This window comes from Leeuwenhoekiella polynyae (assembly GCF_004104075.1).
In the GTDB taxonomy this organism is placed as follows: Bacteria; Bacteroidota; Bacteroidia; order Flavobacteriales; family Flavobacteriaceae; genus Leeuwenhoekiella; species Leeuwenhoekiella polynyae.
The window spans coordinates 120,593-146,501 of record NZ_QOVK01000007.1; the positions used below are offsets into that span (position 1 = coordinate 120,593).

General features: G+C 35.9%; 26 protein-coding genes, 1 other RNA gene and 1 pseudogene. 11 read left to right on the forward strand and 17 right to left on the reverse strand.

The features are described from left to right. Nucleotides 1-24: 24 nt before the first annotated feature. From DSM02_RS10090 to DSM02_RS10115, 6 genes are all read left to right on the forward strand, one after another. A complete protein-coding gene (locus DSM02_RS10090; protein ID WP_128765515.1) occupies nucleotides 25-1,422 on the forward strand; it encodes a tetratricopeptide repeat protein in 1,398 nt (465 codons plus the stop codon). Nucleotides 1,423-1,549: 127 nt separating this feature from the next. Beyond that, a complete protein-coding gene (locus DSM02_RS10095) occupies nucleotides 1,550-2,530 on the forward strand; it encodes a DUF368 domain-containing protein (RefSeq protein WP_128765516.1) in 981 nt (326 codons plus the stop codon). Next, nucleotides 2,520-3,536 (forward strand): DUF368 domain-containing protein, encoded by a 1,017-nt coding sequence (locus tag DSM02_RS10100; RefSeq protein WP_128765517.1) that lies wholly within the window; start codon nucleotides 2,520-2,522, stop codon nucleotides 3,534-3,536. Before DSM02_RS10095 ends, DSM02_RS10100 begins: the two co-directional genes overlap by 11 nt. Before the next feature lie 83 nt (nucleotides 3,537-3,619). Next, nucleotides 3,620-4,351 (forward strand): shikimate dehydrogenase family protein, encoded by a 732-nt coding sequence (locus DSM02_RS10105; RefSeq protein ID WP_128765518.1) that lies wholly within the window; start codon nucleotides 3,620-3,622, stop codon nucleotides 4,349-4,351. 85 nt (nucleotides 4,352-4,436) lie between these two features. After that, nucleotides 4,437-6,470, forward strand: a complete 2,034-nt coding sequence (locus tag DSM02_RS10110; RefSeq protein ID WP_128765519.1) for a DUF349 domain-containing protein — start codon at nucleotides 4,437-4,439, stop codon at nucleotides 6,468-6,470. Nucleotides 6,471-6,480: 10 nt separating this feature from the next. Next, complete coding sequence (locus tag DSM02_RS10115) at nucleotides 6,481-7,107, forward strand: class I SAM-dependent methyltransferase (RefSeq protein WP_128765520.1); 627 nt, start codon at nucleotides 6,481-6,483, stop codon at nucleotides 7,105-7,107. 55 nt (nucleotides 7,108-7,162) lie between these two features. On the opposite strand, the gene DSM02_RS10120 is transcribed toward DSM02_RS10115, so the two are convergent. The 5 genes from DSM02_RS10120 to DSM02_RS10140 form a co-directional block, all read right to left on the reverse strand. Next, nucleotides 7,163-8,176, reverse strand: coding sequence for a hypothetical protein (locus tag DSM02_RS10120; protein ID WP_128765521.1), 1,014 nt, complete (start codon nucleotides 8,174-8,176; stop codon nucleotides 7,163-7,165). A gap of 211 nt (nucleotides 8,177-8,387) precedes the next feature. Further along, nucleotides 8,388-8,924, reverse strand: coding sequence for a 1-acyl-sn-glycerol-3-phosphate acyltransferase (locus DSM02_RS10125; protein ID WP_128765522.1), 537 nt, complete (start codon nucleotides 8,922-8,924; stop codon nucleotides 8,388-8,390). Continuing rightward, nucleotides 8,924-9,679 (reverse strand): 3-deoxy-manno-octulosonate cytidylyltransferase, encoded by a 756-nt coding sequence (kdsB, locus tag DSM02_RS10130; RefSeq protein WP_128765523.1) that lies wholly within the window; start codon nucleotides 9,677-9,679, stop codon nucleotides 8,924-8,926. The genes DSM02_RS10125 and kdsB overlap by 1 nt, the downstream gene beginning before the upstream one ends. A gap of 7 nt (nucleotides 9,680-9,686) precedes the next feature. Continuing rightward, the gene (locus tag DSM02_RS10135) at nucleotides 9,687-10,253 is read right to left on the reverse strand and encodes a DUF4126 domain-containing protein (RefSeq protein ID WP_128765524.1); all 567 of its coding nucleotides are present in this window, start codon (nucleotides 10,251-10,253) and stop codon (nucleotides 9,687-9,689) included. A gap of 5 nt (nucleotides 10,254-10,258) precedes the next feature. Further along, nucleotides 10,259-11,692, reverse strand: coding sequence for an ATP-dependent DNA helicase (locus DSM02_RS10140; protein ID WP_128765525.1), 1,434 nt, complete (start codon nucleotides 11,690-11,692; stop codon nucleotides 10,259-10,261). A 117-nt stretch (nucleotides 11,693-11,809) separates the two neighbouring features. On the opposite strand from DSM02_RS10140, the gene DSM02_RS10145 reads away from it, so the two are divergent. Genes DSM02_RS10145 through DSM02_RS10155 form a run of 3 tightly spaced genes read left to right on the forward strand, consistent with a single transcriptional unit; the run spans nucleotide 11,810 to nucleotide 13,777 of the window. Next, entirely contained in the window at nucleotides 11,810-12,457 is a 648-nt protein-coding gene (locus tag DSM02_RS10145) for a hypothetical protein (RefSeq protein WP_128765526.1), read from the forward strand. Continuing rightward, entirely contained in the window at nucleotides 12,447-13,244 is a 798-nt protein-coding gene (locus DSM02_RS10150; RefSeq protein ID WP_128765527.1) for a DUF3822 family protein, read from the forward strand. The genes DSM02_RS10145 and DSM02_RS10150 overlap by 11 nt, the downstream gene beginning before the upstream one ends. Beyond that, nucleotides 13,241-13,777, forward strand: coding sequence for an RsmD family RNA methyltransferase (locus DSM02_RS10155; protein WP_128765528.1), 537 nt, complete (start codon nucleotides 13,241-13,243; stop codon nucleotides 13,775-13,777). Before DSM02_RS10150 ends, DSM02_RS10155 begins: the two co-directional genes overlap by 4 nt. A gap of 436 nt (nucleotides 13,778-14,213) precedes the next feature. On the opposite strand, the gene rnpB is transcribed toward DSM02_RS10155, so the two are convergent. After that, nucleotides 14,214-14,546, reverse strand: an RNA gene (rnpB, locus tag DSM02_RS10160) — RNase P RNA component class A. Between the two features lie 181 nt (nucleotides 14,547-14,727). On the opposite strand from rnpB, the pseudogene DSM02_RS20580 reads away from it, so the two are divergent. Together DSM02_RS20580 and miaE are read left to right on the forward strand one after the other, a co-directional pair. Then, a pseudogene (locus tag DSM02_RS20580) lies at nucleotides 14,728-16,481 on the forward strand (DNA polymerase III subunit gamma/tau). Further along, nucleotides 16,481-17,062 carry a tRNA-(ms[2]io[6]A)-hydroxylase gene (miaE, locus tag DSM02_RS10175; RefSeq protein ID WP_128760618.1) on the forward strand — a complete coding sequence of 194 codons (582 nt, stop codon included), beginning with the start codon at nucleotides 16,481-16,483 and terminating at the stop codon, nucleotides 17,060-17,062. The pseudogene DSM02_RS20580 and the gene miaE overlap by 1 nt, the downstream one beginning before the upstream one ends. 81 nt (nucleotides 17,063-17,143) lie before the next feature. On the opposite strand, the gene DSM02_RS10180 is transcribed toward miaE, so the two are convergent. The 11 genes from DSM02_RS10180 to DSM02_RS10225 form a co-directional block, all read right to left on the reverse strand. After that, nucleotides 17,144-17,728: a porin family protein gene (locus DSM02_RS10180; protein ID WP_128765530.1), complete on the reverse strand. Its 585-nt coding sequence runs from the start codon at nucleotides 17,726-17,728 to the stop codon at nucleotides 17,144-17,146. A gap of 70 nt (nucleotides 17,729-17,798) precedes the next feature. Further along, nucleotides 17,799-18,698 carry a Ppx/GppA phosphatase family protein gene (locus tag DSM02_RS10185; protein ID WP_128765531.1) on the reverse strand — a complete coding sequence of 300 codons (900 nt, stop codon included), beginning with the start codon at nucleotides 18,696-18,698 and terminating at the stop codon, nucleotides 17,799-17,801. Between the two features lies 1 nt (nucleotide 18,699). After that, nucleotides 18,700-20,784 (reverse strand): polyphosphate kinase 1, encoded by a 2,085-nt coding sequence (gene ppk1, locus DSM02_RS10190; protein WP_128765532.1) that lies wholly within the window; start codon nucleotides 20,782-20,784, stop codon nucleotides 18,700-18,702. After that, nucleotides 20,785-21,270, reverse strand: coding sequence for a SixA phosphatase family protein (locus DSM02_RS10195; protein WP_128765533.1), 486 nt, complete (start codon nucleotides 21,268-21,270; stop codon nucleotides 20,785-20,787). A gap of 12 nt (nucleotides 21,271-21,282) precedes the next feature. Continuing rightward, nucleotides 21,283-21,927, reverse strand: coding sequence for a pyridoxamine 5'-phosphate oxidase (gene pdxH / locus DSM02_RS10200; protein WP_128765534.1), 645 nt, complete (start codon nucleotides 21,925-21,927; stop codon nucleotides 21,283-21,285). Nucleotides 21,928-22,073: 146 nt separating this feature from the next. Continuing rightward, entirely contained in the window at nucleotides 22,074-22,994 is a 921-nt protein-coding gene (locus tag DSM02_RS10205) for a ribonuclease Z (RefSeq protein ID WP_128765535.1), read from the reverse strand. A gap of 128 nt (nucleotides 22,995-23,122) precedes the next feature. Continuing rightward, nucleotides 23,123-23,458, reverse strand: coding sequence for a ribonuclease Z (locus DSM02_RS10210; protein ID WP_128765536.1), 336 nt, complete (start codon nucleotides 23,456-23,458; stop codon nucleotides 23,123-23,125). Continuing rightward, entirely contained in the window at nucleotides 23,455-24,387 is a 933-nt protein-coding gene (locus DSM02_RS10215; RefSeq protein ID WP_128760610.1) for an aspartate carbamoyltransferase catalytic subunit, read from the reverse strand. Before DSM02_RS10215 ends, DSM02_RS10210 begins: the two co-directional genes overlap by 4 nt. Before the next feature lie 15 nt (nucleotides 24,388-24,402). Next, nucleotides 24,403-24,942: a bifunctional pyr operon transcriptional regulator/uracil phosphoribosyltransferase PyrR gene (gene pyrR, locus DSM02_RS10220; RefSeq protein WP_128760609.1), complete on the reverse strand. Its 540-nt coding sequence runs from the start codon at nucleotides 24,940-24,942 to the stop codon at nucleotides 24,403-24,405. A gap of 71 nt (nucleotides 24,943-25,013) precedes the next feature. Then, nucleotides 25,014-25,139, reverse strand: coding sequence for a hypothetical protein (locus DSM02_RS20685; protein WP_262707735.1), 126 nt, complete (start codon nucleotides 25,137-25,139; stop codon nucleotides 25,014-25,016). A 14-nt stretch (nucleotides 25,140-25,153) separates the two neighbouring features. Further along, nucleotides 25,154-25,846 (reverse strand): DUF4294 domain-containing protein, encoded by a 693-nt coding sequence (locus DSM02_RS10225; RefSeq protein ID WP_240674029.1) that lies wholly within the window; start codon nucleotides 25,844-25,846, stop codon nucleotides 25,154-25,156. Nucleotides 25,847-25,909 lie beyond the last annotated feature (63 nt).

Consider the following 25,909-nt stretch of genomic DNA (forward strand, 5'->3'; position numbering starts at 1 on the left):
AGAAATTTTTTAAAAGCAACGTGTATGAAATTTAATCAAGAACACGAAGAAGATAATTTCCCGCTCACCCGTTTTGAATCTATGTTAAAGACTAATGATGTCCTTTTCTTCGATTCGGATGACTTTGAGAATATTGTTAATCATTATTTAGAGAACGGCAAGATTGCTTTAGCAAAAAAAGCCGTGAAATTAGGACTAGACCAGCATCCTTCCTCTTCAAATTTGAAGCTTTTTAAGATTGAAATTTTAATCTTTGAGAACAAATTAGAAGAAGCAGATCGTCTTTTAGCTGAATTATACGAATTAGAGCCTCAAAACGAGGAAGTCTACATTCAAAAGGCAAACATCTACTCTAAACAAGATGATCACACTAAAGCTATTGAGCTGCTTGAAACCGCATTAGAACTTACCGATGCTGATGCAGATATCTATTCTTTAATAGGGATGGAATATTTGTTTATGGATGACTTTCAGAATGCGAAGTTCAATTTTATGAAATGTCTAGAAGTTGATGAAGATGATTATTCTGCACTATATAATGTGATTTATTGCTTCGACTTTTTAGAACAACACGAGGAAGCGATAGATTACCTCAATATGTTTTTAGATAAAAATCCGTATTGTGAAGTTGCCTGGCATCAGGTGGGTAAGCAATATTTTGATCTAAAAAAGTATAAAAAAGCTTTAGCAGCTTATGATTTTGCAATCATAAGTGATGATACATTTATTGGTGCTTATTTTGAAAAAGGTAAGGTGCTTGAAAAATTAGGTCGGTATAATGAAGCAATAGAGAATTACCAGATCACGTTAGGTCTTGACGACCCCACCTCTTTTGCCTATTTAAGAATGGGTAAATGTTACCAGAAATTGCATTGCGATGATCTTGCCATCACCTATTTTTTAAAAACAGTAAAAGAAGATCCGCTTTTAGACAAGGGCTGGATCGCAATTACTGATTATTACACTAAAAAGATGGACTATCAAAATGCGCTTTATTACATCAATAAAGCCATAAATATTGATGGGGATAATGTTTTATACTGGAAACGCTACGCTAAAATAAATAACCGCTTAAAGTTTTATGAAGAAGCAGAACGGGGGTATAGCAAAACCTTAGAGCTGGGTAATTATGAGCTAGAAACCTGGCTAACACGTTGTGACATTTTAATTAACCTTGGTGAGTTAGAAGCAGCTATTACAAATTTATTTGAAGCGCTTGAATTCTACCCGGAGTCTGTACAAATAGAATTTAGGTTAGCTGGTTTATTCTTTACACAAGGTCAGGATGATAAAGGTCATTTTCATTTAGAAAATGCACTGCGATTAGAACCTGATTACGATATAATTTTAGAAGAATTATTTCCTTTTGTTTTCGCAAAACGCTCTGTAGTTCAAAAAATACAAAAGGCTAAAAAGAGCTAAATCAACTTTTATTTAAAATGAATTTAAAAGAGACTGTAAAAGCAGTCTCTTTTTGTTTTCTTACGAGTTTGAACTCCCAAGATTATAGATTTGTTTCTTACATTTGAAACCTAACCAAAATCAGCCAATGTCTGAAAAAAGATCACTTGCAAATTACGCACTCGTTACTTTAAAAGGTTTAGCAATGGGAGCTGCTGATGTGGTTCCGGGAGTGTCTGGAGGAACCATCGCTTTTATCGCAGGTATTTATGAAGAACTTATTGCTACGATAGACAAATTAGACATTGCGCTATTTAAAGTCTGGAAGAAAGACGGATTCAGTACGATGATAGAATCGTACAATCTTAAGTTTCTGGGAGCTTTATTTTTAGGTATAGGTCTTAGTATTTTGTCTCTTGCAAAACTCATTACTTTTCTTTTAGACGAGCATCCGCTTTTACTTTGGGGATTTTTTTTCGGTCTTATAATCGCTAGTATCGTTTACGTAGGAGGTCAAATTAAAAGTTGGAATTTTGGCGTTGTTCTCGCTGGATTTATTGGTATAGTCATTTCTTATTTTATCACAATCGCAGAACCTTTGAGTACAGGCGCAAGTTATTGGTTTATATTTTTGTCAGGTTTCGTTGCAATCATAGCTATGATACTTCCGGGGATATCAGGGTCTTTTATATTACTGCTTTTAGGTTCTTACAGCATTGTATTAGGTACCGTGCGTAATTTTGTAGATGCGTTGCTAGCTTTTGATTTTTCAGCATTAAAAAATGCAGCTATTAAGTTGCTGCTATTTATGTTAGGTTGTGTTGTAGGTCTTAAAGTATTCTCTAAGGTATTGACCTATCTTTTTAAGAATTACCAGAACCTAACACTGGCGCTACTTACTGGTTTTATGATAGGGGCACTCAACAAAGTTTGGCCCTGGAAAGAAGTCTTAAGCTTCCGAACCAATTCTGAAGGGCATCAGGTTCCGCTTTTAGAAAAGAGTATCTTACCACAAAATTATGAGGGAGATCCAAAAATCATTTTAGTTATCGTTTTGGCAGTGATAGGCTTTTTGACTATTTTCCTACTTGAACGCTTCGCGAATTCTAAGCAAAAAAATGGAATCTAAACCCCGCTCCTTTTCAGATAAAATCTGGCTGGTGCTTAAAGGTCTCGCAATGGGCGCGGCCAACAAAGTACCCGGTGTATCTGGTGGTGTGGTTGCTTATGTAGCGGGATTTTATGAAGAGTTTATATATTCGCTTCAGAAGGTTAATAAAAATGCATTTAAGCTGCTTATAAGCGGCAGGTTTAGAAGTTTTACCCGTTATGTAAATGGGAGATTCTTATTCCTTTTGATTTTGGGGATGATAATCAGCTATTTTAGTGTTTCAAAACTGCTGGATATTGCTATTATTCACTTTCCACTTTATGTGTGGAGTGCTTTTTTTGGAATGATTATTGGCAGTATTTACTATATCGCAAAAGACTTTAGCGATTGGTCTCAAAGAAATATCGTCATTCTTGCTTTAGGCATTATCAGCGGTATAGGAATAAGTCTGCTAGAACCCGCAACACAAAATGATAATCTTATTTTTGTTTTTTTCTGCGGAATAATCGGTGTTTCCGGGATGACACTTCCGGGATTATCGGGCTCTTTTATATTAATCCTACTGGGCAATTATGTATTACTCCTTGTAGATTCGGTAAACGCACTTTACGATACACTTTCAGATCTATTTCAGGCAGACTTTTCATTCATCAACGACCCCCATAGAATACGTTTGCTTAAAGTAATGCTCGTTTTCACATTAGGATCGGTTACTGGTTTAGTAACCTTATCTAATTTTTTAGGCTATCTGCTTAAACGCTATAAAAACCAAACCAATGCTGCAATTATAGGTTTTATAACCGGTTCACTGGGTGTGGTTTGGCCGTGGAAAACACCTGTTTTTGAGCGTAATAGTTTAGGTGAAATTAACTACGACCGGGTAGGTGATCCTATACTCACCAATTACGACCGGTTTTGGCCAGAAAGCTTTTCCATAGAAAACTGTTTAGCTACTATATTTGTTGTTTTAGGGATTTTAAGTGTTGTTGCTTTAGGCAAATACGGGGAAAAAACCCGTGCATAATTGCTTTGTAAGTCGCACTTTTACTTCTTATTAATTAAATGTTTAGCTGAACTAAACCAATTTTTCAACACTTCCCTAAAATTATGATTAAGCTAGGACTAATAGGAAAAAATATAGAATACTCTTTTTCTCGAAAATATTTTACCGAAAAGTTTAAGAACGAATCAATTGAAGGCTCTTATGTAAACTTTGACTGCGCTAACAAACAAGATGTCGCAAAATTACTAGAAGAACAAAATGATTGTTTAGGCTTTAATGTCACCATCCCATACAAACAGGATGTTATACCACTTTTAGATGAACTCAACAAACATGCGAGTTCTATTGGAGCTATTAATACGATAAAACGATTACCTAGCGGAAAGTTGAAAGGTTTCAATACTGATTACATTGGTTTTAGAAAATCGTTAAAGCCTTTTCTATCGCGTCAAACACATACAAATGCCCTTGTTTTAGGCACAGGTGGGGCATCTAAAGCAATTGCTTATGCTTTAGAATTAGAAGATATATCTTTCAAATTTGTTTCTCGCAACCCTAAAAAAGGTCAACTTTCTTATGATGATATTAATGGGGCTGTTTTAGCAAAACATACTTTAGTAATAAATACTACACCTTTAGGCACCTTCCCTAATGTAACTGACTGCCCTAAAATACCTTACCGCTTACTTACGCGCGGTCACCTACTCTACGATCTGGTCTATAATCCCGAAGAAACCCAATTTTTAAAGAACGGAAAACTTCACGGAGCGACAATTTCTAACGGATATGAAATGTTAAAACTACAGGCCGAAGCCGCCTGGACGATCTGGAACTAAAACGCCTTATTTCTTACAGCTCTTGTTAATTGCTCAGTTAATAGTATCTTTAACTACTTAATAACGCACCATAACATTGAAAGAAATGTCCGAAGAAAATAAAGCATCTAAAACTGATAATAAACCAGAAGAAACTGTAGAAAATCCTCAACAAAAGGAAACTGAAAAAGCTGCAGAAAGTACTCCAGTTAGTCAGGATCAGGAAGAAGTACAAGAAAATGAACTCACAACAGAATCTATTGAAGTAATTCAAAATGCAAAGACAGATGATAGTGATGATGATGACTTTATTGAAGAAGATACAGATGAAGAAGACGATGCTGACCCCGCTGATCTAGATGCTGCCTTAAATGAAGATAGCGAAGATGAAAGCGCTGCAGAGCGCCACAGTATTCCTAAAAAAGAATATGAAACGCTGAGCAAAGAGGATCTTATCAAAGAGCTCAAAAATCTTTTAAGCAATCATAAAGTGCAGGCGATCAAAGAACATGTTACTGAAATACGTGCTGCATTTATCGCTAAGTTTGAAGAAGAACAGGAAGAAGCCAAAGAAAAATTCTTAGAAGAAGGTGGTAATATTATCGACTTTAGATATTACAGTCCTTTAAAGAAAGAATTCAACTCTCTTTATTTTGAATACCGAGACAAACGCAACCATTACTACCAGAATCTCAGAAAAGATCTCAATGCAAATCTCGAAACCCGCAATGCACTAATTGAAGAATTAAAAGAACTTAAGAACGAGTTAGGTGGTGAAGAAAGCATCAATGCAACTTTTGACAAGTTTAAAGATATTCAAGAGCGCTGGCGCAATGCAGGTAATATTCCAAGAGATCGCTATAATTTAGTATGGAATAATTATCACCATCACATTGAGAATTTCTACGATTTCTTGCATCTGAACCGGGAGTTTAGAGACAAAGATTTTAAAGAGAACCTAGATAAAAAACTGAAACTCATCGAGCAGGCAGAAGAACTTGCACAAGAGTCTGATGTGAACAGAGCTTTCAAAGAGCTTCAAATGCTTCACAAGATCTGGAAAGAAGAAGTAGGCCCTGTATCAAGAGAATATCGTGAAGAGATCTGGGAAAAATTCAGCGCTGCAACACACAAAATTCATGAAGCTCGTCAAGAATATTTCAAAAATATAGACAAGATTTATGAGCAAAATCTTGAGAAAAAAGAAGAAGTAATTGCAGCTATCGAGAAAATTGCTGCGAACCCTGCTATTTCTCACAACGGCTGGCAAAAGCAAATGAAAGAAGTAAATGCACTACGCGAAAACTTCTTTAAAATAGGTAAAGTGCCGCGCAATGCAAACGAGCCTACTTGGAAAAGCTTTAAACAGGTTACTCGTGAATTCAATCACAATAAAAATGGTTTTTATAAAAACCAGAAAAAAGAACAATACGAGAATCTTCAGAAAAAGATGAAACTCGTTATGATCGCAGAAGACAACAAAGACAATGAAGATATAAAAGTTACCATTGATCTTATGAAGCGCATTCAGTCTGATTGGAAGAAAATCGGTCACGTTCCTCGTAAGGACAGTGATAAGATCTGGAAACGCTTTAAAAAAGCTTGTAATCACTTCTTTGACCGTCTTCACGCTGAGAAAAAAGAAGTTCTTGAAGAAGAAAAAGGTAATCTTGAAGAAAAGGTGGCTCTTCTAGATAAAGTAAAAGCTATTGAGCTTAGTGGCAAACACGAAGATGATTTAAAAACGATCAAGGAGCTTATAAAAGAATGGAAAGATACCGGTCGTGTACCGCATTCTAAGAAGAGTATTGAGCAAGACTTTAATAAGGTTTTAGACGGGTTGTTTAAAAAACTAGACCTTACCCGCAAAGAATCTGAATTGATCAAGTACGATAATCGTGTGGCTGCAATGGCAGATGAAGATAACAACCAGGCTTTAAACAAAGAGCGTTACTTTATCACTAAGAAAATTGACGAGGTAAAAGCAGAAATCAATCAACTTGAAAATAACCTTGGCTTTTTTCAGCACGTACCAGATGATAATCCCATGGTTAAGGAAGTACATAAAAATATAGCCGAACACAAGAAAACTCTGGAGATCTGGAAGGCTAAACTGAAGAAGTTAAAATCATTGTATTAATCCTTAAACTATGCAGTGCCCACTTTGTAACAGTACGGCTGCTTATTTTAAAACATATAATGATAGACTATATAACAGATGCACCTCGTGTGCATCTGTTTTTTTAGATACACGTGACTTACCACATCCTCAAGATGAAAAGCAACGTTATGATCTACACGAGAATACGCTACAAAATAAAGGGTACTTAGATTTTCTTTCTCCTTTGATTCAGGCTGTAATTGAACAAGAAGACATTTCAAAAATAGGTTTAGACTACGGAAGCGGTCCCAACCCGGTGCTCTCTAAAATTTTAAAAAGCAAAGGATATTCTTTATCTCAATACGACACTTTTTATTGTAAAGAAGAAGATAACTTAAATCAAAAATATGATTTCATTATCTGCTGTGAAGTCATAGAACACTTTCATAATCCTGCTGAAGAATTCAAACGTTTAAAAGCACTTCTAAAAGCAAACGGAAGCATATATTGTAAAACTGCTTTACTTGATAAGACTATAAACTTTGAGAACTGGTCTTATAAAAATGACTTTACGCATAGTTTCTTCTACACTAAGAAAGCATTAAACTACATTAAACAATTTTTAGGCTTTGTAGATCTAGTAGTACACAAGAATTTATTTATTTTAAAAGCATAAAAAAAGCGCAGCTTGCGCTGCGCTTCCTATCTATCTAAAACTAATATTCTATTAATTAGTCCTTGTATAGGTATAAAGAAGATACACCAGAAAGTACAGCACTTGAAGTAGGCGCTACATTACCTCCGTTTGAAGAAGATACATTTCCGTAAACATTTATCTTACCACCACCATTAGCAAGTTCTGCAATGTATACAGCATCTGTTTCGGCGTCATAAACTACATTTACAGGGTTACCTAGTAACGTTGCGTCACCTGCAAAGCGGATTTGATCTTCAACTGCTAAAGTTCCGCCATTTTCAACAGCATCAAATTTAGAATCAAAGTTTGTGATCACGTGAAAACCACCATCTGTATCAAAATCTCCTCCAGAAGCTGCAGCAATATCAGTCATAATCATAGTATCACCATCAAAATCTAAACCATGTGTACGTACGATACCTTCTACAGTGATACGCTTAGTAGGTGCTACTGTTGCGTCTGTCATATTGCTAGACGTAAAATTTGTAAATACCGAAAGATCACTGCTACTATCAACTACAGCATATAAATCATTACCTACAAATTCAATTCCCCATACTGCAAATTCAACTGTTACTGTGTTTCTTAGGGTAAATGAAGTTCCATCCTTTTCAAAAACAAAAAAGCGTCCGTTATCATTTGCATTATCAGAAACTACATAAATATTACCATTAACGGCAAGATCACGAGGACTTTGCAAAGCTGCAGGACTTGAGAAATCTAAAGTAAGATCAAGACTTGCATCTATCAGATCACTAATACTCAAATATGTCTGTAAAGAGGTTTGAGTTGCACCACGAGCAGCAATGGTAAAACTATCATCATCTGGAGAATAGTAAATACCTTCTGCATCTGTTGCTTCAGTAGAGTAAGTAGTTATTCCACCACGTAATAAATCATATTTAGTTACACTACCGTCTGTATGACTTGTAGCATAAAGATCCGCAGTGCCGTCAACAACTACAGTTGAGTCATCGTCATCATCACTACAAGATGTTAATGCAAAAAGGCCAATTGCCCCAACATAAAGAAATTTTGAAATGTTCATAAATTGAAAATTTTAGTTTATTATTTTGTTCACTCAAATAAACGTAAATGTTCAACACGTAATTTTAAACGTTTTCTTAATGAAAATCCTACAATTTTTTATTACAATGAAAATCAGCTTGTTAAAAACATTCAATTCTTAATTTTAACTCAGGTTTAGTAGAAGATTAGCATATTTTAATATATTGAAACAGCCTTTGATATTTAATTATTTAAGAATTTTCTGGGATTTTACCTTTTACTCCTTTGAAAAAATCAATTAAAGAAGCTAAATCTGCTTCACTATTTCCTGTAGGATAGAATAAATTACCTATATAATGCTCTTTTTTTCCAAAATCCATGGTAATGGGAAGAATAGGCACTCCGGCTTTTAGAGCTATATAATAGAACCCTGTTTTCCATTTTTCTACCTTTTTGCGTGTTCCTTCAGGAGAGAGTGCTAGACGGAATATATCATGTTCCTGAAACATTTCAGCAATTCGATCTACTTTATTCTGCTTATTGAAACGATCTAGTGGTATGCCTCCCACTTTTCTAAAATACCAGCCAAATGGCCATTTAAAAAGTTCTTTCTTTCCTAAAAAATTAATTTGAACCCCAATAATGCTTCTAAAAAGTAAACCCATATAGAAGTCGTGCCAACTGGTATGTGGCACTGCAATAACCACCATTTTCTTTACCTCCTCAGGAAATCGGCCACGTATTGACCAGCCTAAGGATTTATAGATGATTTTTGCAATAGAACGCATTAAGACCGCTGTTGTTTTTTTATAATTAGGCGTGCTTCCTCAAGATCTTGAGGAGTATCTATGCCAATTGCAGGTGAATCTGAATACACCATTTTAATACGCTTACCATATTCTAAATAGCGAATAGCTTCTATTTTTTCTGCAGCTTCAAGTCCGCGCATAGGTAGTTTTGCAAAATCAAGTACTGCTTGTTTCCTAAATGCATAAATACCTTTATGCTTATAATATGTTATATCAATATCTTGATCTCTAGGAAACGGTATTGGCGCTCTTGAAAAGTATAAGGCGAAATTTGCTTCATCAACAATCACCTTCACATTATTGGGGTTTTCAATCTCTGCTTTTACCGCAATCGGAGTCATTAATGAAGCTAAATCAATAGCCTCTGCACCGTTCTCATAAAATACCTGAAGTACATTACGCATATCGTCTTCGTTAGTAAATGGCTCATCTCCTTGTACATTCACTACTATATCTACATCAAGGTCTGCAACAGCTTCTGCAATGCGATCACTGCCGCAACTGTGTTCTTTTTGACTCATAATAACTTCCCCACCTGCAGCTTTGACTGTATTATAAATAAGGTCACTGTCTGTGACTACATAAACGGTATCAAACAACTGGGTTTTTACCGCAGCCTCATAAGTTCTTATGATGACTGGTTTACCTTCTAAATCTTGCATTAATTTCCCGGGAAAACGTGAAGCCTCATATCGAGCCGGAATCATTGCTATAGTTTTTAACTTAGGAGTCATTAGTGCTTTAATTTATGTTCTGCTTCAGTTTTCGCTTTTTGAACCATTTAACAATTCGGTAACTTAAATAGAAGACCAAAAGCGCTGCAAGAATAGGAATAAAAATAGCAAGTATAGAAAGTATGGTAGAAACTATCGCTTCTAGAGTTGAAAAAATAGGATTTGCAAAACCTAGTGTTGTCGCTGATGAAGCTGCTCTTACTGTCGCGGTAGACCCTGCTATAAGACCGGCAGTGCCACCACCACCTATAATAGCTAGCGACCATGACACCCAAGGCTCAAAATCACCTAAAGTGACAAAAAACAAAATCGTACCTGCAAAACTTGCTAGCGGTACAGAGATAGTATCTAATGCATTATCAAACCAAGGTATATAATATGCCAGAATTTCAAAAACTGAAGCAACCCCCAAAAGGATCAGGGTTTGTAAACTACCCAACCACGCCCAACCTTCGGTGAGATCTAGAACGTCAAAATATGCAGCTATGCTCAATGCTAGAAGCGGTAAAAAAACTCTAAAACCGGCTGCAGCAGCCAAACCAATTCCTAAGCAAATACTGAAAACGATTTCCATTATTCTTAATTTTCGATAAACATATCGTCTTTAAAACCTATAAGATACAGCTTTTTACGAGCTCTTGTAATTGCAGTATATAGCCAGCGTAGATAATCTTTATCCATCCCATTAGGCAAATAAGGTTGCTCTACCATAATAGTTTCCCATTGTCCACCTTGTGATTTATGACAGGTAATCGCATACGAGAACTTAACCTGAAGTGCGTTAAAGAATTTATTGTTTTTAACCTTCATAAACTTTTTATACTTTGAAGTCTCATCTGCATAATCTTTCATCACTTCCTGATACAACTGATTAGATTCCTCATAAGATAAAGAAGGTGTTTCAGAGGTAAGCGTATCTAATAATAAAACTGTTTCAAAAGGAGCCAGATTGGGATAATCTGTCATTTGAATTTTCACTTCCGCAAAGCGAAAACCATATAATTCTTTAATACTGAAAATTTCAAGAATTTCTACTATATCACCATTAGCTATAAAGCCTGCTTCACTTTTTGTATCAAGCCAGAAATAATTGTTTTTTACAACCATAAAATAGTCGCCGGCACTCACTTCTTCTTCTTTAAAAAGAATTCTGGAGCGTATCTGCTGGTTATAAAGATTGGCACGTTTATTAGAGCGAACGATTATAGCAGTACCTTCATTCCCATATTCTTGATAAGAATCGCTAAGAGAATCCATAATCTCGTTACCATCTATTAACCGCACCACATCATCCTGGTTGCTCAAATCAAACCGAAAATCTTCGTAAAGTTCATCATTCAAAAACTCTCGTATTCGGGTTGCATTTTTGAGAATACCACTGGTTTCAGCTTGTCGCATTACTTCATCAAGCTCAATACTCTTAACGGTTTTATCAAACTGCAGTTCCAAATTGCGTTCGTCAAGGGCAGGGCTAATATCCATCTTAACAGGAGGCAGCTGCGCTTGATCACCTATTAATAAAAGCTTACAATTGTTGCCGCTATATACATAAGACATTAAATCATCTAATAAAGAACCGTTTTCAAAAAGTTTAGACTCGGCTGCATTATCTGATATCATTGATGCTTCGTCAACAATAAAAATGGTATTGCGGTGTTTGTTGCGCTGTAAAGTAAAAGAAATACCTCCTCCACTTTGTTTTTTAGGATAATATATTATTCTATGAATGGTATGTGCCGGTTTGTCGCTGTAGTTTGAGATGACTTTTGCAGCCCTTCCTGTGGGTGCTAATTGCACGGAAGACATTTTAATTTTCCACAAGTTTTTAACAATTGTTCCTATAACCGTTGTTTTACCGGTACCTGCATAACCTTTTAAAACATAAATAGAATTGTTTTTGGATTCAAACAAGAAACCGCTAAGTTGTTGTAATAGAATATCTTGTTTCTGAGTAGGGCTATGCGGAAAATCTTTAAGTAAAAGTTTGTAAAATGCGTGCTGGTCCAGCTCCATAAATAATTGTTGAATGTGTAAAGATACTAATGAATTTAAGGGGATATCCTTTAACGATTAAAAAAAAATTGTAGATTTGCTTATAACCTTAATTAAAATCTAAAAACCACACATCGAATGAAAATAGTAATTCAGTTAGTACTTTGGGTTGTCATCGGAGTATTAGGATATTTGCTTTTTGACGCTGTTTACGGCGAAGTAAAATTTAATGATCTTAAAGTTGTACGTTACCAGAAAGCCGTTGATAAACTTATCGATATTCAAAAAGGTCAAATGGCATACAAACAAATCAATGGAAAGTTTGCTAACAACTTTGACGAATTAGTTAAATTCATCGATACTGCTGAGTTTACGCTTACTGAGCGTCGCGATACGTTAGTTCTTGATGAAGAAGCTACACGTCGTTACCGAGTAGACACAAATAAAGAAATTACTATTATTGATACATTAGGATACACACCTGTTCGTGATTCACTTTATCAAAGTACTGATCGTTATAAAACGATGATGAATGTTCCGGGTACAGATAAGCAATTTGAGATGGAAGCAGGTACTATTCTTAAAAGTGATATGCCAATCCCGGTATTTGAAGCAAAAGTTTCTAAAGATGTTTTATTATATGACCAGCCAAAAGACTATGTAAACAAAGAGAAGCAAGTTCTTTCTGTAGATGGTGTCAATGGTGCGTATCTTTCTGTAGGTTCTATGACCAAAGTTAGTACCGCTGGAAACTGGCCACAGAGTTACGGCGACAATGATGAATAAAAATCTGGTAAATCCAGAAAATCTTATAGTATCCATCCAAGTTAGCTTGGATGGATTTTCTTTTTATATAAAAGATACTGATGCAAATACTCTAGTAGATAGTCAAGAGTATTTTTTTGAAAACTCAAGTACTCCTCAAAAGTCTTTAGAAAGGATTCAAAATGTATTTACCTCTACTCCTTCGCTCAATCAAGCATTTAAAGAAGTAGTTGTGGTTTATGCAAATGAACTTTTTGCAATGGTTCCTAAAGTATTATTCAATGAGCAGAATCTCACAGATTACCTCAAATTCAACACAAAGATTTTAAAGACAGATTTTATAGTATATGATGAGATTGAAGAATTGAACCTTATCAATGTATATGTTCCCTATGCTAACATTAATAACTTCTTTTTTGATCATTTTGGTACGTTTACCTACTATCATAGTCAGTCAATTCTAATAAAAAATATACTTAACCAAACGCGCTCAACAGAAAATCCTGAAGTTTTTATTCAGGTAAGTCCACAAGCCATTGATTTAGTTTGTTATCAGGGTCAAAAACTTTTGCTTAACAACCATTTTAAATATGAAACCCCAGAAGATTTTGTGTACTATATACTCTTTTGTTTTGAGCAAGTACAACTCAATACCGAAAAAACAAAGCTTTGGTTAAATGGTGCTATAGCTGAAGAGGATGCCACTTACAAGCTTATTTTCGAATATATAAGGGATATCAAGTTTTATTCTTCTGAAAGCAACAGCATACTTAAAAATTCATTTTTACAATACGATTTAAGTTTATGAGAATTATTAGTGGAAGCCTAAAAGGAAGGCGCATAACAGCCCCTAAAAAATTACCGGTACGCCCTACTACAGATATGGCTAAAGAAGCGCTGTTTAATATTCTCAGAAACAGATACAGCCTGACCAGGATCAATATTCTAGACTTATTTTCTGGTACAGGTAATATAAGTTATGAGTTTGCTTCACGCGGCGCTGAAGCGGTAACTGCGGTAGATACGCACGCGGGATGTACAAAATTTATAGACCAAACTGCTACTGATTTAGAACTGAATATCACTACCATAAAATCTGATGTTTATAGCTATCTGTCTCGTGCCGGCGGTCAATATGACGTGATATTTGCAGATCCTCCTTATGATTTTGATACAGCTGAATTTCTAAAAATTGTAGATCTTGTTTTTGAAAATGATTTACTTCTTGCTGATGGATGCCTTGTAATCGAGCATAGTAAACATACGGATCTAAATGAACACGCCAACTTCACCGAAATCAGAAAATATGGCGGAAGTGCTTTTAGCTTTTTTAACGCATAATTAACTCTAATTACCTGACTTTTAGATACTTTTACCATCTAAATAAACCCAACTTGAATTCACTTAAAACACAAAAGCTTAGCTTTTGTATTTTGACTTTTTACCCAAATTTTGTTATTTCTGAAATAAATGAAGGCATTAGTTTGAATGCAAAACAAATCGCTGAAGCCCACGAGACTATTACAAATTTCTTCGGAAAAGGTAATTATTACGGATATATATCATTGAGGGTAAACGATTACAACGTTAACCCTACAGACTATTTAACCTGTAAATTTTATAAATACATAACCGGGATGGCCGTAGTAAGCGATCAATCATTAAAAAGAGAAACCGCAAATTTTGAAAAGGCATTCTTTAAAAAACCACTTGAAGTATTTTTTACTTTAGAAGAAGCTATATATTGGATTAATAATTCGCTCAATAAAAAGTTAAATAAAAAAGCAGACCTGTAAGCCGGATTCTGTTCTTACTGCACGCAGTAATACCTTATCATTTATCTAGACAAATAATTACTTATTTGCTCAATCTGTCTACCCTCCGGCATCGCACGAGACGCACTTAATTGCCGGTATACATGACATTGCACCGCATAGAGTTTACCTGGTTTCACTACAGCATTATCTGTACATTCTTTCTGTTGCACTGGTCCTGACCTTAATTTGCATTATGGCCGACGGCCGTTAGCCGCTATGCTTCCCTATAGTGTCCGGACTTTCCTCTTTCTTTAAAAACAAGTTTTAATAAAAGCGATAAGGCGGTCTGCTTGCCGCAAAAATACACTTTTATTACTTAGTCCTGATTAAATACTATGCATTCTAAAAATGCAAAAATTGTTGATAACAAAATGGCAAAAATCATTAGTATTAGACCTTAAATGGACTAGCTATTTTTATATTTGTTCACTCAGATAACAAATTGTTTTCTGAAATTATTTATTTAAAAAAACAGTGGAGCAATTTATCGTATCAGCCCGTAAGTACAGACCCGCAACGTTTAAAGACGTAGTAGGTCAACAGGCTATTACCAATACGTTAGAGAATGCCATTGCAAACAATCATCTTGCACAAGCTTTATTATTTACGGGGCCTCGAGGCGTAGGGAAAACTACCTGTGCCCGAATTCTGGCTAAAAAAATAAACCAGGAAGCAGATGATCAAGTTGATGAGAATGAAGATTATGCATTCAATATTTTTGAACTGGATGCTGCTTCAAACAACTCGGTAGACGATATACGTAACCTTATAGATCAGGTACGAATCGCTCCACAGGTAGGTAATTATAAAGTGTATATTATTGATGAAGTTCACATGCTTTCATCTGCAGCTTTTAACGCTTTTCTAAAAACTTTAGAAGAGCCACCAAAGCACGCTATCTTTATTCTTGCCACTACCGAAAAGCACAAAATTATCCCTACCATCTTATCAAGATGTCAGATTTTTGACTTTAAGCGTATTACGGTTAAAGATATTCGCGAGCATCTGGTTGATATAGCAAAACAAGAAGGTATAACTGCTGATGAAGAAGGTTTACACATCATTGCTCAGAAGGCTGATGGAGCCTTACGTGATGCACTTTCTACCTTTGACCGTGTTGTTAGTTTTTCGGGTGATAACCTTACAAGAGCTGCGGTTACTGAGAACCTCAATGTTTTAGATTACGATACGTATTTTGAAACTACAGATTTAATTCTTGAGAATAATATTCCGCAACTTCTATTGAACTTTAATGAAATCTTATCCAGAGGTTTTGACGGTCATCATTTTATAGCTGGGTTGGCTTCACATTACAGGGACCTTATGGTTTGCAAAAACCCATCAACGATTCCATTGTTAGAAGTAGGAGATCAAACTAAAAAGAAATACCACGAGCAGGCTCAGAAAACCAGTTTCAGCTTTTTGATGCAAGCGTTAGAATCAGCAAACGAGTGTGATTTAAAATACAGAACCAGTCGCAACGCACGATTGCTCGTAGAACTTTGTCTGATGCAAATGGCCTCTATCACTTTTGATGGAGAAAAAAAAAAGGCCGTAATTTCATAATCCCTGCTTCTTATTTCAAGAATGCACAACCGGCTGCTTCACAAAACAAAGTAGCAACAGCCGTTACTAAAGATGTTGATTCAGCTAAAACAGAGACAAAACCTGAAGCTATTCAGCCTCAGGAAAAAGAAATTCAGCCTACATCTCCGGAAAAACCTACTATTCCTCAGCCGCGAATAAAACCAGACTTATCTCAAAAAACAAATCAAGTTTCTGGACTTTCTCTAAAAGGTCTAAAGCGTAAAAAGGAAATCCTTGAAAAGAAGACTGAAAAGGAAATTGATGTAAGCCAATTGCCTCGGAAGCCATTTACAGAAATTGCTATGCAGGCAGTATGGAAAGAATATGTCGCAAGACTTCAGAAAAAAGGGGAAAAGATTTTAGCTTCAAATTTAGAGACCGATACTCCTACCTTAAAAGGAACTGCAATTCAACTTGAGTTTCCTAATGATACGATGCGCGTAGAGCTCGAGCGTGCCCAACACAATCTTTTAGAATACCTTAAAAGGAAACTTGAAAACTATGACATTACCATAGATGTTACTGTTAACGAGGCTGCAGAGAAAAAATATGCGTATACAACGCGTGAAAAATATGAGAAATTGAAGGATAAAAATCCTGATCTTGAATTATTGCGTAAAACTTTTGATCTTGATATCTAATGCTAGGACTTAAATTACCCACAGACCCGCGTTGGGTCAATATTGTAGAAATGAATATTGATGATATTCTTACTGATCATGCTTTTTGTGAGCAGAAAGCTACATCAACGGCGATTTCCTTAATTGTTTCGTTCCCAGAATATACAGAGTTAGTACAAGAAATGATTGCTTTGGTTAAAGAAGAAATCAGTCATTTTAAACTGGTTCATGATAAAATTATTGCACGCGGAAACACTTTAGGTTACGATCGCAAAGATGCCTATGTAAATCAATTATTAAAATTTTTTCCTAAAGGCGGAAGCAGAACCACTCAACTTGTTCACCGTTTGCTTTACGCAGCTCTTATCGAAGCCAGAAGCTGTGAACGATTCAGGTTATTATCACAAGAATTGAAAGACGAAGAACTGCGTCTCTTTTACCACAATCTAATGGTAAGTGAAGCCAATCACTATACAATGTTTTTAGGCTTTGCACGGAAATATGGTGATGAAAAAGAAGTCAATGAAAAATGGCAGGACCTTCTAGATTTTGAAGCTGAAATAATGAAGAACCTCAGCAAAGACCAGACGATACACGGTTAAACTGAAACGTTACTAATATAGTATTTAATAAAAAAACCGACTTAAATAAGTCGGTTTTTTATTGGGGATATGGTTAAGCGATTAGAGCCTGTAAGCAGCCATAATTGCAAAATATTGATTTTTACCTTCTAAATTATATTGATCTTCAATGATATTTCTAAAGCCCATTGAGTACCGTGCTTCAAGAAGAACACCGTCTAAGACTTGTACGCCAATTCCTGCAAGACCAGAATAATCAAAGTTCTTATAAATACCATTATTGTCTGAATTCCAAATGGCAACTCCTACCTGAGGCCCTATATGAACATTGAACTTTCCAAAATTTTTCTTTACCAAAAGTGGTATTTGCAAATAATCTAATTCTGCTCGCTCATCAAAAGGCCTGTTTGGTAAACCATCTGTTCCAAAACCGTAATTACCCTCTGGGCCAGTATTAGGCTTTATTCCCTGACCAGAATATAAAAGTTCAGGTTGAAAAATCAATGAATTTCCCATTGTAATTTCTGCAAAAACACCTGCCGCAAAGCCTAAGCGACTACTCGAGTCTTCAAAATCATCACCGCTGAGTGTTGAGATATTAACTCCCATTTTTGCACCGTAGCGCACTCCCTGAGCAAATGTATTTAGTGTCGTTAAAAGTAAAATACCTAGTAAAATTCTCTTCATAATTTGTTATAATTTCATTGAAGTTCAGTGTTGTAGCAAAAACAATATTACTACTATTTTTAATTTCAGCCTAAACAGGTTGCTTTTTATCGTTGTAAAGCGATTTTATTATACCATCAGACAATCCAATCTTAGGAACATGTATGTTTTTTGAGCGGCTCCATTTCATCGCTGAAAGATAAATACGTGTCGCTGGGATGATTACATCAGCGCGATCCAGGTTCAGACCCAATTCAGTTACGCGTTCTTCGTAGGTATAAGACTGCAGGAATTCGTAAAAACTTACCATATAAAAGTATGTAAGAGGTTTCCCATCTTTTTTACCACTTAACTTAAAAATCTTATTGATGTTCCCGCCTGAACCAATTAAATCAATCTTAGCATGCCCTTTAGTCACTTCTTTAATCCAGTTTTCAACCTCATCCCAAGTACTGTGCCCCACCAGTCCTTCCAGTAAACGTACAGTTCCCAATTTAAACGATCTTGAGTTTACTACTTCGCCTCCACTATACAGTGTAAACTCTGTACTACCTCCTCCTACATCAACATACAAATACGATCGATCTGTAGCAATTAGCGATTTTAAATCTGTATTAGCAATTATTGCAGCTTCATCTTTCCCATCTATAATATTGATCTGTACTCCGGTTTTTTTCTTGATGATTTTTACAACTTCTTCTCCATTTTCTGCTTCTCGCATAGCGGAAGTTGCACACGCTTTATGGTCTACAACTTTATGAGCACGCATAAGGAGCTTAAAAGCTTCCATTGTATCTATCATACGCTCTATATTCTCTTCTGATATGCGTTTAGCTTTAAAAACGTCTGCACCTAAACGAATAGGAACCCGCACTAATGAACTCTTTCTGAAAATAGGGTCTCTACCTTCAACCTCTATAACATTGGCTACTAAAAGTCTAATTGCATTAGAACCTATATCTATGGCTCCATATTTTTTTAACTCAATCATCTTAATTCAATTTATTCAGATAGTAATCGTAGGTAGCAAATTGAGAGCGTAGCGGGGCCTCATCATTTCTACGGTAAGCGTTATCTTGTTTAGCCGATATTACACGGGCCTTTACGTTATCATTCCAGCAAATTGTATAGGTTTCTATAATCTCTTTTTTGATATCCTCGTCATAAATAGGACAAGTAACCTCTACCCTATTATCCAAATTACGCGTCATCCAGTCTGAAGAAGAAATAAACACTTTTTCCTCGCCTTCCTTTCCAAAGATCAAAACACGTGGATGCTCTAAAAATTTATCTACGATACTAATCATTTTAATATTTTCACTCATCCCTTCAACTCCGGGAATCAGACAACATACACCACGTATGATCATATCGATCTGTACTCCTGCTTGGCTAGCTTCGTACAGTTTGTCTATGATGGCGTAATTAGACATACTATTCAGCTTTAACCGAATATAGCCTCGCCCGCCATTCTTGACTTTTTTAATTTCAGCATCAATTAATTTATAAAACGTATTTTTTGCATAATGTGGTGAAATGATTAAATGCTGATAGGTATTTACGATATAGTTGGTATCAAAGAAATTAAACAGTTTGCTCAAATCTTTAAGTATTTGCTTATTAGCAGTAAACAGAGTATAATCTGTATAAATTTTTGCAGTCATTCCATTAAAATTCCCCGTACTAATAAAGCCATAACGCTTTAACCGTGAACCTTCCTGTCGCTCAATTACACATACTTTGCTGTGCACTTTAAGCCCCGGAACACCAAAAATAAGTTTTACGCCTTCATCTTGCATTTTGTTAGCATAACGCATATTGCTTTCTTCATCAAAGCGAGCTCTTAATTCAATTTGTACAGTTACTTCTTTCCCATTCTTCGCGGCATTGATGAGGGCACTGGCAACATGGCTCAGTTTAGCCAAGCGATAAATCGTAATCTTAATCGTTCTAACTTTTGGATCAAGTGCAGCTTCCCGTAAAAATTTGATCACATAAGCAAAGGTGTGATATGGTGTATATTGAAGGAAATCTTTCTCCGCGACCTTTTTAAACATGCTATCATTAAGACTGATGTTTTTTATAGGTAAAGGCTTTTGCTTTGCATACAGAAGATCAGTACGCCCCAGACTCGGGAAATCCATATAATCTTTACGGTTGTGGTAACGCCCGCCTGGTATGATACTATCGTTATTTTCGATACCTAATTTTTGAAGTAAGAAGGCTAATGTATCAGTATCGATCGTCTGATCGTGAACAAAACGCACTGGCTCTGCATCTTCTCTGCCCTTGACGCTTTTTGAAAGTTTTTCTATAAAGCTTTTACCTAGGTCAGAATCTAAGTCTAATTCTGCATCACGGGTAATCTTGATCATATGTGCCGAAATATCATCGTACTCAAAAATACTGAATACAGATTCTAGATTATACCGAATCAAATCATCGAGAATCATAATATAATCATTACCATCTACCTGAGGCAAGACTACAAAGCGATCTAATTCACTAGGAATTTCGACCAATGCATAAATAGGTTTTTTAGAACCTTTCTTTTTCATCGTAATGGTCAAGTAGGCTTCTAAATCCTGAATACGCGGTAATTCTAAATCTTCATTAAGAACAATAGTTACCAATGCCGGACTTACCTTTTCAGTAAAAAAAGTCTTGATAAACTCACTATGCTCAGGGAAATGAACTTCATTTTCCTTAATCACATAAATACCTTCATCTTTTAGCTGGTGATGAATATCATCTATGATATTCATACTCTCTTCTTGCTGTTGTATAACTATACGCGTGATCTTTTCAAGAAGCTCATCTGCCGCATAAACACCCAGTGCCTTTCGGCCTTTCTTACCTGCTTCTACGATACGCTTTACAGTAGCATAACGTACCTTAAAGAACTCGTCAAGATTGTTTGAAAATATACCTACAAACCGAAGACGCTCAATCAATGGAACGCTTTCATCTGCAGATTCTTGTAAAACTCTGGCATTAAACTGTAGCCAACTAATTTCTCTATTTATATATCGAGATTCATCTGCTCCCAGTGTTGCCATATTTAATCTGTTATCCATTTATTTAAGTTGCTTGGGTTTAACGTATAGAGTCGTTTTTCCCTGGTCTACATCTTCCCAACGTTCTACATCAAAATTGATTTGAGTAAAAGCTGCTGTAGCCACATTATCTATTGCTTTATCTCCATATTGATTCACCCAATGGGTCAGTGCATTATTATGCCCAAAAACCATTAATTTATTTACAGAATCCTCACAGGATCTTATAAAATTATCTAAGCCCGTACCGTTGAAATCATACAATTCATTGCTCAATTCTAATTGTTCTTCCGGGATTCCCAAAGCCTTTAAATACAACAACGCTGTTGTTTTTGCCCGAACGGCATCGCTACTTACAATACGCTGAGGCATTGTTATTTTTTCTCTAACGAAAGTACCCATCTTAGGCGCATCAACAAGACCGCGATCATTTAAAGGCCGCTCATGATCATCTAAATCAAACTCCCATGAAGACTTTGCATGACGTATAAGGTATAGTGTTTTCATGATTCAAATAATTTAAGGAGCAAGTCTATCTAACTTCCAATGTACTCCTCCGGGTGTATAACGCAATCTGTCGTGAAGTCGGTTAGGTCTGCCCTGCCAAAATTCAAATTCAACAGGTATAACTTTATAACCTCCCCAATAGTCTGGCTTTGGAATTTCGTTTTCAGAAAATTCTTTTTCTAAATCCTTCAGCCGTTTTTCAAGAAATTCTCTGTCTGGTATAACATCACTTTGAGGAGAAACCCAAGCACCTAATCTGCTTCCTTCGGGTCTTGAATTAAAATACGTTTTTGATGTCTCTTCTGAAACTTTTTCGGCTTTGCCTTTAATAATTACCTGACGTTCTAGATTGGGCCAAAAAAAAGATAAACATACATCAGGGTTGGCGGCTATTGCTTTCCCTTTTTCACTTTCATAATTGGTATAAAAAACAAAACCTTCTTCATCATAACTTTTGAGCAAAACAACCCTGCTTTTGGGAAAACCATCTAAACCTATGGTTGAAACCGTCATCGCATTTACCTCATCAACACCAGCGACTTCTTCAACTTCTTCAAACCATTTTTTAAATTGTTTAAATGGGTCTTGATCACTCTGAGTAATGGTTAATTCACTTTTTTCATATGACTTTCTATAGTCACTTAAATCTTCTGCCATATCCTAATTTTAAAGCAAGTTACATCAATGCGGTATAAAGTTAAAAAGCCCAAACATATCTTTTACGTTAATTTAAAATTAAATGGAAAAAGAAAAGCTTCAACTCTAAAACGATAGCTGAATTAAATAAAAAAGGGTATTAATCATTAGGAAACCAACTCATCAAAGTCAAAGACCTTACCGTCATCTGCTGTGAGTACATTTTCAAATTCGGATTTTGCCTCATTAGCAAAAAGCGTCAGATCTGGATAGCGCGTGCTATAATGCCCCAAAATAAGATACGCAGCGTTCGCCTGTTTAGCCATCAAGCCGGCTTCTCTAGCTGTTGAATGCCCAGTAGGCAGTGCCAGCTTTGCGTGTGCTTCTAAAAAAGTAGACTCGTGATATAAGAATGTAACACCTTTTAACTGTGGTAAATTATCTGGCTTGTAAATCGTATCACTACAAAATGCATAACTACGCGGCGGATCGGGATCAAAAGTCAGTTTCTCATTAGGTATTATCGTGCCATCGTCTAACCTAGCATCTCCTCCGGCTTTAATTTTTCGATAATAAACAACATCTATCTCATGCTTAAGACAGGCGCTCATATTCAGTTTACGTTCTCCAGACTTTTCTTTAAATAAAAAACCGTTCGTGTAAATACGATGTTTTAGAGGAATGGTTTCTACGGAAACTTTCTCATCTTCAAAAAGTACTTGCGGCTCTTTACTTTCTAATTCATGAAAATACAGTGGATAATTGGTCCAGGAATTAGACAATTTTAACTGAAGCGTGATCGCTTGCTTTATTCCTTTAGGTCCATAAACGTGCAATTCATTTTCTCTGTTGAGTAGCCTGAAAGTTGAAATTAAACCAACCAAACCAAAAAAATGATCTCCGTGAAGATGCGAGATAAAAATATGTTTGATCTTTGAAAACTTAACCTTGTTGCGACGTAATTCTACCTGAGTTCCCTCACCACAGTCTATTAAAAACAAATGATTTTTAATCTGAAGAACCTGTGAAGTTGGGTTTGTGAACGTACGAGGTGTTGCTGCATAACAGCCTAAAATGGTAAGCTTCATTAAAATTAAATAACAATTTTTATTCTGCTGTAAGTTACAGCTTATTCAGCTAAAAATAGAAAAAGGAAAATTTAAAGAAAAACAGGTCGACAAAAACCTAGAAAACAAGGAAACAAAGCCAGATTACTTTAAAACCCCAGATCCCGTTGAATCTCTTCAAGTTCAATAACATCTTTTGCCTCACCTAAAGTAGGCACAACCATAACCTCCTCTGGAACACCGTCTATGTGCACACCTTTATTTGCAATAACAAAAGATTTCTGAGCTGCCCGTTGCTGATTAGAAATGGGTAAAAAATACAAGAGTTCTTCTAGATTTAACTTCTCGTATTTTAATAAATCTATAACCAGATTTTTATCAGAATGCGCTTTAGGAATTATAAAATCTAAAAAAGAGGCAAAACTTTTAACACCATCTTCTTCATCAGCAAGAATGGTATAATTTTCTTTTTCGGTTACAATCATTGTTGTTTAATTTTTGATGCCAGAAGGTAAATGACAGCCATACGTATTGCAACTCCGTTTTCTACCTGATTTAATATTATTGACTGGCCGCTGTCTGCCACGTCACTGGTGATCTCAACCCCACGGTTAATGGGACCCGGGTGCATTACTACAATTTCTTTATCTAAAGAATCTAGTAATTCTTTATTAAGACCGTACTGCTGCGTATACTCTCGTGTTGAAGGGAAATAGCTAATATCCATACGTTCATTTTGTACACGTAACATATTAGCTACATCACACCACTCTAATGCTTTGCGAAGATTTAGTTCTACCTCAACACCAAGAGATTCAATATACTTTGGCATTAAAGTTTTTGGTCCACAAACCTTCACTTCTGCTCCTAAAAGTTTCAGTGCAAAAATATTAGAAAGTGCAACCCTGCTGTGCAAAATATCTCCTACAATAACGACTTTTTTTCCGCCTACATCACCCAGTTTTTTTGAGATTGAGTAGCTATCTAATAGCGCTTGCGTAGGATGCTCGTGCGCACCGTCACCTGCATTAACAATACTAGCCTTTATATTTTTTGAAAGAAAAACTCCTGCACCTGGATTGGGATGACGCATCACAACCATATCTACTTTCATAGACAAAATGTTGTTTACTGTATCTATCAACGTTTCTCCTTTTTTTACTGAAGAAGCCCCTGCCGAAAAGTTAATTACATCTGCACTGAGGCGTTTTTCTGCAAGTTCAAAAGAAAGTTTGGTTCGAGTACTGTTTTCAAAAAAGAGATTGGCAATAGTAATATCTCGTAACGAAGGAACTTTTTTAATCGGCCTATTGATTATTTCCTTAAAATGATCTGCAGTTTCAAAAATGAGATCGATATCCGCTTTTGTGATATACTTAATCCCTAATAAGTGGTTTACACTTAACTCGCTCATTCTGGTACTTTATAATTATTTATTTACAAGATAGACTACATCTTCTCCTCCGTTTTCTACCCATTTCACTAATACTTTCTCATCGTTTATCGCATCTACCTGCCTCCCTCTATAATTGGGCTGAATCGGTAAATGCCTGCTAAAACGACGATCTATAAGTGTGAAAAGTTCTACGTTTTTAGGACGTCCAAAACTCTGTACAGCAGTTAGCGCAGCATTGATGCTACGACCGGTATATAAGACGTCGTCTATAAAAACCACATTCTTATCTTCTACAACAAAATTTATCTTGGTTTTATTAGCTTCAAGTGGTTTGTCACTTCGTCTAAAATCGTCTCTAAAAAAAGTAATATCAAGATACCCTAATTTAATGTCAGGGATATTATAATCGTCTTCAAGCAACTTTTTAATACGTTCTGCAACATATATCCCTCGGGGCTGTATGCCAATCAGAACAGTATCTTTAAAATCTCTATGATTTTCAATAAGTTGACAAGCCAGACGGTTTAGAATGATGTTTATTTCTTTTGCATTAAGCAAGACTTTCTGGCTCATAATGGGAGAAACGCTAGTTTGGTAGACAAAGGTACATATTTTTTTAAACGAAGTTTTTCAGGAAACAGGTTTTATTCTTCCTTCTTGCTTTTAAACCAGTTGAACCCAAAAGGAATTGCAAAGAATAAGAAAAAATACTTCCCGGTAATTAAACCTACGAGCGTAATCAGGGCTGCTATTATATAAACCCAATTCATCTTAGAGATTTTCATTATTTAATCCCTTTTGAAGGCTTACGCCATTTATTTTCCAACTCCAGAAAATTGAGTTCTATAGCCGGTTCTTGTTTCTCTAAAACCTTAGCCTGAAACGAACGTTGTAAAATATCTTCGATCAGATAATCTTCTTGTACATCTTCAGGGTCATAAATTTCCTTGAGCGAAATATCAAAAAAGCTCGCCGTAGTATTTAGCAGAAAAGCCTTTAGACCACTACGATAGTTTTTAATGAGCTCAAAGGTGGTTTGCCCTGTTTGACGGTACATCAATTTCACCAGGATTTGCCCTTCAGTTCTTGTTAACTTTTTGAGCTCTTCTTTAAACTCATTTTCAACGTAGCGCTGTATGATTTTAGTGTATCGCTTACGGTCTCGTTTAGACTGCATAGAATCTAAACGCTCATTGAGCTCCACCAACCGTTCTCCTGCTAGCTTGGCATATGGCCATACTTTACGGGTTTTTCTACGTAGAATCAAATACCGACGACGGGCAGCATTATCATCAAACTTCAACCTTCCTAAAACAATAACATCTTCCAGAAAAATTGCAGACCGTGCAATACTGTCACCCTCTACAAAAAAATATTCTGCATCAGTAGTATCTGTTTCCTTTTCAGGCTCTTCGTTTGTCTGAGCCCTTAGAAACAGTGAATAAAGCAGCACAAAAAGGAGTGTATAATTCTTCAATTTAATTTTTAATTGATGTAACGCTAAAACTGTTCCAAAAGTACACAATCGGTAAGATTGCCT